General features: G+C 71.5%; 11 protein-coding genes and 2 tRNA genes. 6 read left to right on the forward strand and 7 right to left on the reverse strand.

Annotated features, from left to right (window positions below):
- Positions 1 to 228: 228 nt before the first annotated feature.
- Positions 229 to 1,854 carry a flavin monoamine oxidase family protein gene (locus CV755_RS09895; RefSeq protein ID WP_241561093.1) on the forward strand — a complete coding sequence of 542 codons (1,626 nt, stop codon included), beginning with the start codon at positions 229 to 231 and terminating at the stop codon, positions 1,852 to 1,854.
- Between the two features lie 105 nt (positions 1,855 to 1,959).
- On the opposite strand, the gene CV755_RS09900 is transcribed toward CV755_RS09895, so the two are convergent.
- The 3 genes from CV755_RS09900 to CV755_RS09910 all read right to left on the reverse strand — a co-directional run bounded on the left by CV755_RS09900 (position 1,960) and on the right by CV755_RS09910 (position 4,284).
- A tRNA-Lys gene (locus CV755_RS09900) sits at positions 1,960 to 2,033 on the reverse strand.
- 17 nt (positions 2,034 to 2,050) lie between these two features.
- Positions 2,051 to 3,580 carry a glycosyltransferase gene (locus CV755_RS09905; protein WP_109279806.1) on the reverse strand — a complete coding sequence of 510 codons (1,530 nt, stop codon included), beginning with the start codon at positions 3,578 to 3,580 and terminating at the stop codon, positions 2,051 to 2,053.
- Between the two features lie 20 nt (positions 3,581 to 3,600).
- Positions 3,601 to 4,284, reverse strand: coding sequence for a 2OG-Fe(II) oxygenase (locus tag CV755_RS09910; protein WP_109279807.1), 684 nt, complete (start codon positions 4,282 to 4,284; stop codon positions 3,601 to 3,603).
- Between the two features lie 257 nt (positions 4,285 to 4,541).
- Between CV755_RS09910 and CV755_RS34595 the strand changes: the two genes are divergently transcribed.
- The gene (locus CV755_RS34595; protein ID WP_161968647.1) at positions 4,542 to 4,874 is read left to right on the forward strand and encodes a hypothetical protein; all 333 of its coding nucleotides are present in this window, start codon (positions 4,542 to 4,544) and stop codon (positions 4,872 to 4,874) included.
- Positions 4,875 to 4,941: 67 nt separating this feature from the next.
- Here the strand turns inward: CV755_RS34595 and CV755_RS09920 are convergent.
- Positions 4,942 to 5,015: transfer RNA gene (locus CV755_RS09920), tRNA-Lys, on the reverse strand.
- Positions 5,016 to 5,175: 160 nt separating this feature from the next.
- Here CV755_RS09920 and CV755_RS35560 point away from each other — a divergent pair.
- On the forward strand, positions 5,176 to 6,729 hold the full coding sequence (locus tag CV755_RS35560) for a hypothetical protein (RefSeq protein WP_206608407.1): 1,554 nt from the start codon (positions 5,176 to 5,178) through the stop codon (positions 6,727 to 6,729).
- Positions 6,726 to 8,129, forward strand: a complete 1,404-nt coding sequence (locus tag CV755_RS09930; RefSeq protein ID WP_193553385.1) for a CoA transferase — start codon at positions 6,726 to 6,728, stop codon at positions 8,127 to 8,129. The genes CV755_RS35560 and CV755_RS09930 overlap by 4 nt, the downstream gene beginning before the upstream one ends.
- A 555-nt stretch (positions 8,130 to 8,684) precedes the next feature.
- Here the strand turns inward: CV755_RS09930 and CV755_RS09935 are convergent.
- Positions 8,685 to 9,035 carry a VOC family protein gene (locus CV755_RS09935; RefSeq protein WP_109279808.1) on the reverse strand — a complete coding sequence of 117 codons (351 nt, stop codon included), beginning with the start codon at positions 9,033 to 9,035 and terminating at the stop codon, positions 8,685 to 8,687.
- A gap of 10 nt (positions 9,036 to 9,045) precedes the next feature.
- Positions 9,046 to 9,903 carry a class I SAM-dependent methyltransferase gene (locus CV755_RS09940; RefSeq protein WP_109279809.1) on the reverse strand — a complete coding sequence of 286 codons (858 nt, stop codon included), beginning with the start codon at positions 9,901 to 9,903 and terminating at the stop codon, positions 9,046 to 9,048.
- A 187-nt stretch (positions 9,904 to 10,090) separates the two neighbouring features.
- Here CV755_RS09940 and CV755_RS09945 point away from each other — a divergent pair, with 187 nt between their 5' ends.
- Together CV755_RS09945 and CV755_RS09950 are read left to right on the forward strand one after the other, a co-directional pair.
- Positions 10,091 to 11,299, forward strand: a complete 1,209-nt coding sequence (locus tag CV755_RS09945; RefSeq protein ID WP_109279810.1) for an aminotransferase class I/II-fold pyridoxal phosphate-dependent enzyme — start codon at positions 10,091 to 10,093, stop codon at positions 11,297 to 11,299.
- A gap of 246 nt (positions 11,300 to 11,545) precedes the next feature.
- Positions 11,546 to 12,580 carry an MBL fold metallo-hydrolase gene (locus tag CV755_RS09950; RefSeq protein WP_109279811.1) on the forward strand — a complete coding sequence of 345 codons (1,035 nt, stop codon included), beginning with the start codon at positions 11,546 to 11,548 and terminating at the stop codon, positions 12,578 to 12,580.
- Here the strand turns inward: CV755_RS09950 and CV755_RS09955 are convergent.
- A complete protein-coding gene (locus CV755_RS09955) occupies positions 12,577 to 13,113 on the reverse strand; it encodes a GNAT family N-acetyltransferase (RefSeq protein WP_109279812.1) in 537 nt (178 codons plus the stop codon). The genes CV755_RS09950 and CV755_RS09955 overlap by 4 nt on opposite strands.
- Positions 13,114 to 13,168: the final 55 nt, after the last annotated feature.

A 13,168-nucleotide genomic window follows, 5' to 3' on the forward strand; every position in this document is an offset into this window, starting at 1 on the left:
CCAGTTGGGATTTTGCCGTTGTCTCCGATCGTGCTGACAATTCCCCCTCGCCCTCGTAGTTTCGCTGCGTGACTTTTTCTTCGCGCCCCATCGGGCGCCGTGGACTCATGGGGGCGGCCGCCGCGCTCGGCGCCGGGGCGCTGACCGGGGGGGACGGCCGCTCCGGCCATCGCCCGGCCCCGGCCCGCCGCCTCCCCGGATGACCTCAGCCATGACCTGGCCCGCAAAATGCTGCTGGTGGGCGAGAACGGCGAGGACCTCAAGCTCCGCTATCTGGAGATCCTGATCGACCACGGACTGCCCAAGGCCGCGAAGACAGCAAAGCCCAAGCACATTCTGGTGGTTGGCGCCGGTATCGCCGGAATGGCCGCCGCGCTGCTGCTGAAGGAGGCCGGGCACCGGGTCACCGTTCTGGAGGCCAACGGCAACCGGGCGGGCGGCCGTATCAAGACCTTCAAGGGGGTGTTCGCCGATAAGTCGCTGCACGCCGAGGCGGGCGCCATGCGGCTGCCCGACTTCCACCCCATGGTGCTGGCGCTGGCCGACAAACTGAAGCTGAAGCGGCGCCTGTTCTACTACGCGGATGTGGCGCCCGGCGCCCGGCCCAGCGGCCAGGTGCCGCCGGTCGTCTACAAGTCGTTCAACGGGCAGACCTGGACCAATGGCCAGGCGACCGCGTTCCGCCCGCCGGAGGGAACGGCGCGCACCTTTATCCATGTCAATGGCAGCCGGGTGACACGCGGTGCGTACGCCGCCTCGCCGGCCGCCGTCAACCGGTCCTTCGGCAGCCCGGTCACCAGCACCATGGCCGCCGCGCTGGACAAGGCGCTGGCCCCGGTGACGGTCGCCCCGGACGGCCCCATCCAGCAGCAGATCGACGCCTGGGCCAAGGTCATCCAGGAGTATGACGACTACTCCACCCACCGCTACCTGGTGGAACGGGCCGGGTGGAGCCTGGCGGACATCCAGGCCGCGGGCACCCTGGAGAACATCACCTCACGGCTGCACTACTCACTGATCCCGACCCTGATGGACCGGTCCATCATCACGCCCACCACCAGGTTCTGGGAGCTGGAGGGCGGCACCGCGGTGCTGACCGACGCCCTGGCGGCCCGGCTCAAGGGCGATATCCGCTTCAACCGGCGGATGACCCGGATCACGCAGACCGCCGGCGGGGTGCGTATCGAGACCACCGCCGAGTCGGGGAACGAGGAGTCCTGTGACGGGGCCCCGCAAAAGCCGCGGGAGACCTTCGAGGGCGACTACGCCATTGTCACCGCGCCGTTCTCCGCGGTGCGTTTCTGTGACTTCGAGCCGGCCCTTTCCTACCCCAAGCGCCGGGCCATCGCCGAACTCCACTACGACTCGGCCACCAAGGTGCTGCTGGAGTTCAAGAACCGCTTCTGGGAAAGCGGTTCACAGGGGTTCACCGGGGGCGGCTGCGTCACGGACACCCCCAATCGCTTTGTCTATTTCCCCTCGGTGGTGGAAGGCTCACACGGCGGGGTCGTCCTGGCCTCGTACACCTGGTCCGACGAGGCCATGCGCTGGGATTCCCTGACCGACGGCGAACGCTATGCCTTCGCCCTGGACAACCTTGCCCGGATGTTCGGGCCCCGGGTCCGCGAGGAGTTCACCGGCGTGGGCGCCACCCAGTCCTGGGCCAGGGCCCGTTACGCGCTGGGCGAGGCGGCCATCTTCACCCCCGGCCAGCTGCATGAACTCCACCCGGCCACCCGCACCGTGGAGGGGCGCATTCATTTCGCCGGCGAGCACACCAGCCCCAAACCGGCCTGGATCGAGGGGGCGTTGGAAAGCGCGGTACGGGCCGGACTGGAAGTCCATCAGCGCTGAAGCGGTGGTAGGAGCCGGTGGCGGAAGCCGATGGCGGAAGCCGGTCAAAGGGAATGCCCGCACCTCGGAACCATGAAAACGGTTGCGGGGTGCGGGCAATCATTGTGCGCCACCAGGGACTCGAACCCCGGACCTGCTGATTAAGAGTCAGCCGCTCTAACCAACTGAGCTAGCGGCGCGGCAGGAATATTACCCGTTACGCCGTTCGAAGCAAATCCCGGGCCGGGCCGCCTTGGACGGCCACCGTGGGGGAGACCTTGAAGACTCCCTCGGGCAGCCGGTGCGCGTAGAACCGTTCCAGGGAGGTGTGGATTTCCAGCCAGGAGCGGATCTCCGGCTCCGAGGACGGCAGTTCGGCCAGCAGCCGGTCATAGATCCGGGCGTGGTAGGCGATGGCGTCGGTGGACGTCAGGTCCCGTGCCGTCTGGAGGTGGTGGCAGCCGGGGGCCGGGTGGTACTGGTGGGCCTCGCCGAGATGGCAGATGGTCCAGCGCTGCTCGGCCAGTTCGGAGAGATTGGCGGCCAGCACCGCCGGGGCGTCCTCGCGGAAGGCCACCTGGTCCTCGAAGACCAGTACATGCTCCAGGCCCTGTTGCCGGGCCTGGGCGATGGCCATCCGGTGGGCCAGGGCCCGTACCACGCGGGGGTCCCCGGACTCGGGCGGCACCAGGCGGCGTACCCGGTCCGCGACGCCCAGCCGGCGGAAGCGGCGGCTTGCCGCGGCCCAACCGGAGGCGTCTCCGCCGGGGTTGACGCAGACCAGGGCGTCGAAGTAGTTCAGCGGATGGTTCTTCTCGGCCAGGTAGTCGGCCAGCCAGCGCTCCACCACCTCGCCACAGGTCTCCCGGTAGTAGTCCAGCACCGGCTCCACCGCCATTCCCACCTCCTCCCAGGCCAGCAGGTAGTTGCGGCAGCGCTCGGCGGCGTCCACCGGGTAGCCGGTGCCATGCGGCCGGGCGAAGCGGTGCGTCCAGCGCAGGAAGGGCAGGCACAGCACCCGGGCACCGGCCGCCCGGTACTTCTTGTGGATATAGCCCTCCTCGCCGCCGTGCCCGCGCATCCGCGGGTTGAAGCCCAGCCAGGCGTCCTTGCGGCAGGCGAACAGCCCCAGCCCCTGCATGCCGATCTCAAAGGGCGGCGCGTCCGGGTCCATGCCACGCGGGTCGCAGCCCCACACCCCATAGAGGTTGTTGAAGACCGGGTCCATATGGGTCTGGACGGTGCACAGGTCATCGCTGAGCACCGGCCCCTGGAGCAGGTCGCACGAGTGCGGATGGGCGTCGGCGTAGGCCAGGAAGCGGGCCAGCGCGCCGGGGACGAGCAGGACATGGCAGTCCACGCACATCACCCACTCGGTACGGGCCTCCCGGAAGATGATGTCCCGTACCGCGGTGCCCCTGGGCTGGTCCACCGGCAGATAGCGCAGGCCGGGCACGGTGCCCTCCAGGGCCCGCAGGGCCTCGGCGGCCGGACCGTGCGGGTCGTTGTCCAGCAGCAGGATCTCCACCCGGTCGGCGACCTCGGGGTGGTAGAGCCGCAGGGCCAGCGCAGTGAAGTAGGCGCCGTCGTAGTCGTCGTGCACCGCCATGCCGACCGTCAGCCGGCCGGGGGCGGCCGCTCCGGCGGAGGCGGTGACGGGGGACGCGGTGACGGCGGAGGCGGTGACGGCGGACGCGGTGATGGCGGAGGAGGTGAGCGGGAAGGTGGACACCGGTGCGGTGGGCATAGCGGATTCCCGGCTTCCTACTAGGAGGCGGACAGCCAGCCATGGAAGGCGAACCGACTGTCCAGCAGCTTCGCCGACGGGCAGGTCACCGGCCGTACCTGGTACCAGGCGTCGGAGGGGAAGAACACCAGCGAGTCATGATCGGGCTGGACGTCCCGGAAGGACTCGGCCACCTGCGGGTGCCCGTCCCGGATGGTGGTGTCATAGATCCTGGTCTGCCCGCCCAGGAAGCCGCGCGGCCGGCGGTGCAGGTGGTAGAGGAAGCTGATCCTGCGCTCGTCCCCCTCACCGGCGCTGTCCCGGCTGGGCGGCGGCTGGCCCATCGGATCCCGGCTGAGCTGGTTGTGCATGGTGAAGCCGAAGGCCACCCGGACGTTGTGCGGGGCCACCCCCAGCAGCGGCGAGACGCCCAGCATGGTCATCACCATGGGGGAGAGCCGGGCCAGCACCTCGGCCAGCACCGGGAAGCGCGCCGTCTGGTCGGCGCAGCGCCAGGACGGCGGCACCAGCATCTCCGTACCGGAGCCCTGCTCGCGGACCTCGGCCAGCAGCGCGTGGCAGGCCTCCTCCAGCAGCCGGTCGGCCGCCGCGGCGCCCAGGACGTCGTCGAACCGGCACAGCTGGGTCGCCAGCGAGACCGTGCTTCCGGCGGACGGCGGCGTGCCGTCCGGAGCGGTCTCGACCACACCGGCGCTTTCGGTCATCGGGTCACCTCCCGGGTTCGCCCCCACCGGCTGGTGGGTGAGCCCAGCGTTACCCGCTTGACTTGTCATACGAAACTCGGGTGCGCCACAGGTGTCGGGCCGCCACCCGAACAGGCCAGCCCGCCGTGCGGGCCGGTACCGGCCCGCCTACCGTGGCCTGGGGAAAGCAGAGGTCCGCAAAGCGGAAGTCCGTAAGGCACAAGTTCGCAGGCACAAGTCCGCGATGCAGTTCTTCCGCGAGGACGAAAGGCTCCGCCATGTCCGCTGCCACCCCGCAGGACCGCATAGCCGCGCTGATCGGCGCGGCCGCGCTGGCCGCCACCCTCTCGGCGACTCTCACCGGCACCGCCTGGGCCGAGGAACCCCGGCCCACTGGCCTCCACCGCAAACAGGCCCCCGACCTGGATGGCATCGGCTGCGCCGCCGGTCACGCCGCTGCCGCCTGGACGGGTGCCGACCCCACGCTGCCGAATGTGCCGGGCGCCACCCTGCCCGCGCTGCCGACCCTGCCCACACTGCCCACGCTGGAAAAGCCCGCCCCGCTGCCGACGGCGCCCGCGCTTCCGCTGCCCTCCCCCGGCGACCGGTAACGGAAATCCGGGAAATACAGCGGGGCGCGCATTCCCTTCGATGGAGAGGGGAATGCGCGCCCGTTTGTGCGCCGCCAGGGACTCGAACCCCGGACCCGCTGATTAAGAGTCAGCTGCTCTAACCAACTGAGCTAGCGGCGCGTGCGGTGAATATTACCGGCTCTCTTGTCCAAGGCAAATCGGGGTTCCGGCCGTACCGCTCCGACAGGCACAACCACCGCGCCGCTGCCATCATGGCCACAGGCGTCCGTAGTCGTCCGTCACCTTCGGCAGCAGTTCCGTTACGGAAGGGGGTCGGAGAATGACGGTGAGCTCGATTCCCCCTGAGCGAAGCGGGCCCTTTCAGCGCATCGGGCTGGCCGCGGAGCACGCCTCGCCCGAGGATCCGGAGGGTACGGAGACCAGGGTGGCGCTCACCCCGGACGGGGTGGCGGCACTGGTCCGGCATGGCCTCGCGGTGACGGTGGAGACCGGCGCCGGCCGCGCCATGGGCTTTCCGGACGCCGCCTACCGCTCGGCCGGGGCGGCCATCCAGGACCGGGACGCGCTCTACCGTCACAGTGACCTGGTCATCAAGCTCAACGGGCCCGCCCATGAGGACCTTTGGCGGATGACCCCGGGAGCGACCCTGCTGTGCATGGCCCATGTGCGCTCGGTCCCCATGCGGGCCGCGGTGGCCAATGCCCGGGGGATCAACCTCCTGGCCATGGAACTGATCGATGAGCACCCGGAAGTGCTCACCGACTCCTATGTGCGCAGCCAGCTGGCCATGCGCCGGATGCTGGACGATGTGCCTCCCGGACTGCGCTCCGCCGGTGAACTCGACGTCTGCTTCGCCGGTTTCACACCGGAGGTGTTCGGGGCGCTGCAGTATGTCGCCCGGTGCGGGCCCCGGACGCTGCATATGTCACAGCCGGGACTGCCGGGATATGTCCATCCGGTATCCGTCAGCTTCGCCCATCAGGGCCGCACCGTGGGCCAGTTCACCCTGGACGAGATCTCCTCGGAAATCGCTGCCGCGGCGATGGGCGAGTTCCGGGCCGGATATCCGGCCCGGCTGCGCGGTGACCGGAAAATCCACTGTCTGCATGAAACCGGCCGGGCCGGTGCCCTGTTCGGCATCGAACTGGCGCTGCGGAAATCCCCGGCCGTACACACCGTGCACGACATCCGGGTCTGCATTCTGGGATACGGCCGGGTGGCGTTCGGCGCGCTGGACGAATGCATGCGGCATGGCATCGCCAAGGTGGACATCCTCACCCGGCGGGACACCTGCCGTCCGGCGGTACGCCGCTATCTGCGCAACAGCGATCTCATCATCAATGGCGTGGAACTGGGCGCCGGGCGTACGGGAGTTGCTGTCGGCGGCCAGGGCGTCGCCGGTGGGCCGGGCATCAGCGGTGGGCCGGGCATCGCCGGTGGCGAGGGTGGCATCGGTCGCGAGGACGGCACCGGTGGTGAGGGCGGCGACTACATCATCACCAATGGCGATCTGATGGCCGTACTGCGCCGGGGCACCGTCATCATCGACCTGGTCGGCGGCAGTGTCACCAAACGCACGGCGGTCCAGCCGGTGGTGGACGCCACCCACCCCGGGGAGCCGCACTCGGTGCGCAATGGCGTCTATCTGGCCTCGGTGTGGGACTGGCCGGTGCTGGGCTTCCGCCAGGAGTCCGTGGAGCGGTACAGCCGGCAGATCGTCCAGGTGCTGCTGCATGACGAACGCCTGGTCAACGGACTGGGGAATGCCCCGGCCAATATCACCCGGGCGCTGGTGGCCGGGCCGGTGCTGGCCCGGGCGGTATCGCACCGCTCTTCCCAGCAGGTGGCACTGAGTGCCACACTGCGGGCGTGATCAAACGCTCGACCGATGCGGTGCGGCAGGCATGGACGGTACTCGGCGGTGATCCCGCACGAGTGACGGCAGTTGAGTACGGGGGACCGAGTGAGGTGCTGCCCTCCCGGCTGCCGGTGCGGGAACTGGCCCGGGCCACGGTGGCGGTGTGCGGCCTGGCGGCGGCGGAGCTGACGGCGGCCCGCAACGGCGGGGCCCCGCCCCGGGTGCGGGTGGACGACGGGGCGGTGGCCACCGCCTTCGTCAGCGAGCGCCAACTGCGGCTGGACGGACGGGCGCCGGTCAACTTCGCCCCGCTTTCGCGCTTCTGGCGCACCTCGGACGGCTGGGTGCGCACCCATGCCAACTACCCGCACCACCGGGCCGGGTTGCTGAACGCGCTGGGTCTGCCGGCCGCCGACGGCGACAATGATCGGGCGCTGGTCGAGCGGGTGGCCGCCGAACTGGCCCGGCGAACGGCCGAGGAGGTGCAGGAGGCGGTGTACGCGGCCGGCGGGCTGGCGGTGGCGGCCCGTACCCTCGGGCAGTGGGCGGCACATCCGCAGGGCGCGGAGGTGGCCCGGCGGCCGCTGCTCTCTCTGCAACGCACCGGCGAGGGGCCGGTACGCGCCCTGCCGGCTGCCGCCGCGCCCGCTGCCGGGCTGCGGGTCCTCGACCTCACCCGGGTGATCGCCGGTCCGGTGGCCACCCGCACTCTGGGCCTGCTGGGCGCGGATGTACTGCGGGTGGACTCGCCGGGACTGCCGGAGAGCCAGGACGCCCACAACGACACCGGCTTCGGTAAGCGTTCCACCGTGCTGGACCTGGCCCGCCGGGCCGACCGGGCCGTCTTCGAGGAACTGCTGTCCACCGCCGATGTGGTGATCACCGGCTACCGGCCCGGCGCGCTGGACCGCTATGGCCTGTCCGCCGAGGCCCTGGCCGAGCGCCGGCCCGGCCTGGTCATCGGGCAGTTGAGCGCCTGGGGCGCCTATGGCCCCTGGGGCGGGCGGCGTGGTTTCGACAGCCTGGTGCAGGTGGCCTGTGGCATCGCGGCGGCCGAGGCGGACGCCGAAGGGAACCCGGGCGCGCTGCCCGCCCAGGCGCTGGACCACGGCACCGGCTATCTGCTGGCCGCCGCCGTACTGCGGGCGGTCGCCGAACAGCACACGGCCGGCGGCACCTACCAGGCCGCACTGGCCCTGGCGCAGACCGCCCACTGGCTGCTCAACGGGGTAAGCCCGGACGAGGGTTCGGCACCGGAGCGCTACCAGCCGGAGACGTACCTGGCCGAGGCACGGGGGGAACTGGGCGTACTGCGGTACGCACTGCCACCGGTGGCCTTCGACGGCGGCCCGGCCAACTGGAGCCGGGTGCCGGACCGTTGGGGCACGGACAAGGCGGAGTGGAGCGCGCCGTAGGGGGTGCAGGGGCGTTGCATGAGGCGGCTCCGCCGCCGGGGGTTCTTGAGCGGTGTGGAGCGCCTGCGTGATGCCGTTCCGCCTCCGGGGGCTCTCAAGGGGCGCGGGGGCGCGTGCGAGATTGCGGCTAGCGCCGTGGGGGCGTGACCGGCCGGGTACGATCCGCAGTCAACGGGCGCGGCGGCCCCGTTACGCACGCGGCGTGATCAACGCGCGCCCAGGCGCGGGGTGCTTGCGGCTACCGCCGTGCGAGCGCGACCTGCCGCGTACGATCCGCAGGTAGCGGGCGCGAAAGGCGCGGGGCCGCCCGTCACGCACGTTCCACCGCCTTGGCGTGGTCAACGCGCCTTCAGACGCGGGGTGCTTGGGGCTACCGCCGCGCGGGCGTGACCAGCCGCATACGCCCCGCAGGTATCGGGCGCGAGAGGCGCGGGGCCGCCCCGTTACGGACACTCCGCCCCCTGGGCGCGATCAGCGTGCACCCAACAGGGACGCCGGGAACCGCCCGGCCGGGTCGAGCCGGCCGCAAACCAGCCGCACCCGAAACGCCTCCCCCTAACCCCCCTTGCGGTCCACGTACTCGAATACCGACCCGTCCGGGTGCCGGGCCACCAGATTCCGTCCGATCGGAGTGGGAACCGGCCCCGCGATGATCTCTGCCCCCACCGCTCGCAAATCCGCCAGCGCCTCGCCCACATCCGTCACCGCGATGGTCGCCGTGATCTTGCGCAGAATGGACAACTCCGCCTCGGGCCCGCTCATCAGGAAGAAGCAGCCGACCGCCGCCACCGCCACGCCACCCCGCTGGAAGCGCAGCGCCTCCGCACCGGTCAGCCGTTCGTAGACGGCGATCGCCGCCTCCAGATCACCCACGCAGACCCGTAGCGAAGTCCCCAGAATGTTCATGGAAACCAGGCTAGTTGACCAGCGGTACCCGGCACAGGAGTTCACCGCAGGGCACCGAGAACCAGGCGTCCGGCTGACGCCCCCACTCCCGCCATGCCTCGGCGATGCGCTCCAGGAGAGCCTGGTCCGCGTGCCCGCCCTCCAATGCCAGCCGGGCGAAGGAGGATTGCCGGACGCGATCCGCCCACAGACCGCTCCACCAGGCGCGATCGGCGGGAGTGGCGAAGCACCAGGCGCTCGCCGTGGCGGTGACCTCCGTCAGGCCCGCGCTCCGTGCCCAGGACAGCAGCCGCCGCCCCGCGTCCGGTTCCCCGCCACCCGCACGGGCGACCCGCATATACAGCCGTTGCCATTCGTCCAGGCCCGGCAGCAGCGGATACCAGTGCATGGCCGCGTAGTCGCTGTCCCGTACCGCGATCAGTCCGCCCGGTCTGCTCACCCGGCGCATCTCGCGCAGCGCGCCCACCGGGTCCCCGAGGTGCTGGAGCACCTGGTGGGCGTGGACCACATCGAAGGAGCCGTCCGGGAACCGGAGCGCCCGTACGTCCCCGGTGGTGAACTCCACGTTGTCCAGGCCGCGTTCGGCGGCCACCGCCCGCGCCCGCTCCAGGACGTCCCCGGCCGGGTCCAGCCCGGTCACCCGGCCCTGCGGAACCAGGGCCGCCAGATCGGCGGTGATGGTGCCCGGACCGCAGCCGATGTCCAGGATCCGCATGGCGGGCCGGAGTTCGGGCAGCAGATAGGCCGCCGAGTTGGCGGCGGTGCGCCAGCCGTGGGAGCGCAGCACAGACTCATGGTGGCCGTGCACATAGACCACCTCACCGGCCTCCCCGGTGCGCCCTTTCCGGGCCGTGGACGGTTCGGGCATGGTGGATTCCTCCTCCTGTGACGGCAAGCGTCCGACCCGTTCACCGTACGCGTGACTCTCAGTATGCGAGAGGGGCGTCTTGGTATCCGAGACAGGGCTTCACCCGCACGTCCGTGTCCGCCCGGCGAGCACCCGCGCGGTCTGCGAAGGTGGCGGAAAACCGGGCATGGCGCGGAGGTGCACAGGGATGCGGCAAGGCTCTCCGGCGCTACCCGCGTTCCCCGCCCCGGAACGCGGCCTGCCGGTGCTGCCCGAGCTGGCGGACCGGCTGGCCGGGACGGCGGCCCGTACCGAGCCCGAGCCGGTCGGCGGCGGCCCCCGGCTGTGCGAGGCCGCCTGCGGCTACTGGACACGGCGCGGGCTCTCCGCCCGCCCGGCGGAGGTGCTGGCCGCGCCCGGCCCCCAGGCGCTGCTGCTGGCCCTGCTCGCCTCGGCCGGCGGCGAGGTGCTGCTGACCAGGCCCTGCGCCACCTGGTACGCGCCGCTCGCCCGGCTCGCCGGGCGGCTGGCCTACCACGTGCCGGTGCCGGCCGAGTGCGGCGGCGTCCCCGACCCCTTCGCGCTGCTGGAGACCGTCCGCCGGATCCGCGCCGAAGGGGGCAGGCCGCGCTTCCTGGTGCTCTCGGTGGCGGACGACACCACCGGGACCGTCGCCCCGCCGGAGATTCTGCACGAGGTCTGCGAGGCCGCCGCGGCCGAGGAGCTGACCGTGGTCAGCGACGAGACCTGGCGCGATACCCGGCATGACCCGCACGCCACGGTGTTCGTGGGCCCGGCCGAGATGTACCGCGACCGGGTGGTGGTGCTCACCGAACTCTCCGCAACGCTGCTCCCCGCCGCCTGGCCCGCGGCCGTCGCCCTGTTCCCCCCGCCGCCGGCCGGCCGCACCCTGCGTACCCGTGCCCTGGCCGTACTCACTGCGCTGCGGGCCGAACTGCCGCCGCCGGTGGCGGTGGCGGCCGGGTACGCGCTGACCGAACCGGCCGCGGTGACGGCCCGTACCGCGGCCGCCGCCCGGCTGTACGGGGCGGTCACCGGCGCGGTGCACCGGCACACCGCCGCCGCCGGAGTACTCGGCAGGCCCCCGCAGGCCGGACCGCACTTCTACGCCGACCTGGGCGAACTGCGTGAGTCGCTGGCGGCCCGGGGCATCACCGACTCGGTGGAACTGGAGGAACGGCTGAGCACGGCGCTGGGCCACCCGGTGCCCGGCGGCCACCGCTTCGGCGACGACCCGGACGCGCTGCGGGTGCGGCTGTCGGCGCTGCCGCTGCTGGGAGCGGGTGACGACCAGCGTCTACAGGCTCTTGACGCGGCCGATCCACTGCGGTCACCGGTCGTTGGCTCGTCACTGGCCACACTGGGGGCGGTGTTCGGTGAACTCGCCACCGCGTGAGCTTGCGCCGCCAGGGCGGTTTCGGCCCGGCCCGTTTTGGTCTGGCGCGTCTTGGCTTGGGCCGCTTTGGCCTGGCGTGTCTTCGCCTGGTCCGCCTTCGTCTGGCGTGCCGCCGTACGCACCGCAGGGTACGCACCCGTACGCACCCCCGCCCGGCAAGCCGCCCCACGCACCGTCTGACCCGACGTCGATGAGCGGGCCGCCGCCGCACCGGCCCGGCCGGCCCTCGCCGAATGGAGCCTGTCGATGACCGAACAGACCGAGCGCCCTTTGGCCCAGCCCCGCCGGATCGGTGAACACCGCATCTGGCCCCGGGCGTTCACCGACCGGCTGACCTCCCCGCTGCCCGGCGTACGGGCCCTGGCCCGGCTGGCCCGTGAGGGACAGCTGCGGCCCAGCGCCGCCTCCCTGCGGGAGATCGCCGAAGTCCCGGTGGAACCCGCCCCCTTGCCCGTGGTCAACGCCGCCACCATCGCCACCACCTGGGCCGGTCACGCCAGTTGGGTGATCAGCATCGGCGGGCTGACGGTGCTCACCGACCCGGTCTGGTCCCGCAGAATCCTGGGTACCCCGGCCCGGATCACCCCGGTCGGTGTGGCCTGGGCGGATCTGCCGCGGATCGACGCCGTGGTCATCAGCCACAACCACTACGACCATCTGGACGCCCCCACCCTCAAGCGGCTGCCCCGCGACACCCATCTGCTGCTGCCCGCCGGACTCGCCCGCTGGGCACGCCGCCGACGCTTCACCAGCGTCACCGAGCTGGACTGGTGGGAGGCGGTCGAACTCCCCGGCCCGGCCGGGCCGGTGCGCTTCGACTTCGTCCCCGCCCACCACTGGAGCAAACGCACCTTCACCGACACCTGCCGCTCGCTGTGGGGCGGCTGGGTACTCACCGCGCCCAGCGGACAGCGGGTCTACTTCGCCGGGGACACCGGCTATGGCCACTGGTTCCAGCGCATCGGCGCCCGCTACCAGGGCATCGACATCGCCCTGTTGCCGATCGGCGCCTATGACCCGCGCTGGATGCTGGCCCCGGTGCACACCGACCCGGAGGAGGCCGTCCTCGCCTTCCAGGAAGTCGGCGCCCGCTATCTGGCCCCCATGCACTGGGGCACTTTCCTGCTCTCCGCCGAACCCCCGCTGGAACCCCTGCGCCGGCTGCGCCTGGCCTGGGCGGCGACCGGACGACCGCGCGACGAACTATGGGACCTCCCGGTGGGCGGCTCCCGCGTCCTGCCGCCGGTGGACGCGGAGACCTACCCCGCGACTGTTCCCTAGTTCCCCAGGGGCCGGGCCTCCAGCACATACACCCGCACCGGATACCCCAACTCCGGGTGCCTGGTGTCCCTTTCCCGCCGCATCCCCAGCTTGAGCATGATCCGCTCCGACGCGGTGTTCCCGGGCTGGTGCACACTCACCACCCGCGCCAGACCCCGCTCCCGCAAGCCGAAGTCCAGTACGGCCCGCGCCCCTTCGGTGGCCAGCCCCCGCCCCCAGTAGGGTCGCCCCAGCCGCCAGCCGATCTCCACCGCGGGCAGAATCTCCGGCAGAAACTCTGGAACGGTCAACCCGACAAAGCCGACGAACTCCTTCTCCGCCCGCAACTCCGCCGCGAACAGCCCGATCCCGCGCTCCTCCCACTCCGCCTCCCACCTCGCGATCCCGGCGGCGGTCTCCGCCCGGTCACGCACGGAACCGTCGCGGATCCAACGCATCACCTCCGGGTCGGAGTTGATCGCCGCCATCGGCTCGATGTCATCCTCGCGCCAGCGGCGCAGGGTCAGTCTGGGGGTGTTGAGAGTGATCGCCATGGGGTGATCCTGCCCAGGGGCGGGGCGTGGGGCACTTGTGTGTTCGGCATCGTGG

Source organism: Streptomyces orinoci (assembly GCF_003121295.1).
Taxonomy (GTDB): Bacteria; Actinomycetota; Actinomycetes; order Streptomycetales; family Streptomycetaceae; genus Streptomyces; species Streptomyces orinoci.

What these genes read in the sequence shown, in the direction of transcription:
- CV755_RS09895 (WP_241561093.1), top strand. Translation starts at nt 229, where the DNA reads ATGCTGCTGGTGGGCGAGAACGGCGAGGACCTCAAGCTCCGCTATCTG.
- CV755_RS09905 (WP_109279806.1), bottom strand. Translation starts at nt 3,580, where the DNA reads ATGCCCACCGCACCGGTGTCCACCTTCCCGCTCACCTCCTCCGCCATC.
- CV755_RS09910 (WP_109279807.1), bottom strand. Translation starts at nt 4,284, where the DNA reads ATGACCGAAAGCGCCGGTGTGGTCGAGACCGCTCCGGACGGCACGCCG.
- CV755_RS34595 (WP_161968647.1), top strand. Translation starts at nt 4,542, where the DNA reads ATGTCCGCTGCCACCCCGCAGGACCGCATAGCCGCGCTGATCGGCGCG.
- CV755_RS35560 (WP_206608407.1), top strand. Translation starts at nt 5,176, where the DNA reads ATGACGGTGAGCTCGATTCCCCCTGAGCGAAGCGGGCCCTTTCAGCGC.
- CV755_RS09935 (WP_109279808.1), bottom strand. Translation starts at nt 9,035, where the DNA reads ATGAACATTCTGGGGACTTCGCTACGGGTCTGCGTGGGTGATCTGGAG.
- CV755_RS09940 (WP_109279809.1), bottom strand. Translation starts at nt 9,903, where the DNA reads ATGCCCGAACCGTCCACGGCCCGGAAAGGGCGCACCGGGGAGGCCGGT.
- CV755_RS09945 (WP_109279810.1), top strand. Translation starts at nt 10,091, where the DNA reads ATGCGGCAAGGCTCTCCGGCGCTACCCGCGTTCCCCGCCCCGGAACGC.
- CV755_RS09950 (WP_109279811.1), top strand. Translation starts at nt 11,546, where the DNA reads ATGACCGAACAGACCGAGCGCCCTTTGGCCCAGCCCCGCCGGATCGGT.
- CV755_RS09955 (WP_109279812.1), bottom strand. Translation starts at nt 13,113, where the DNA reads ATGGCGATCACTCTCAACACCCCCAGACTGACCCTGCGCCGCTGGCGC.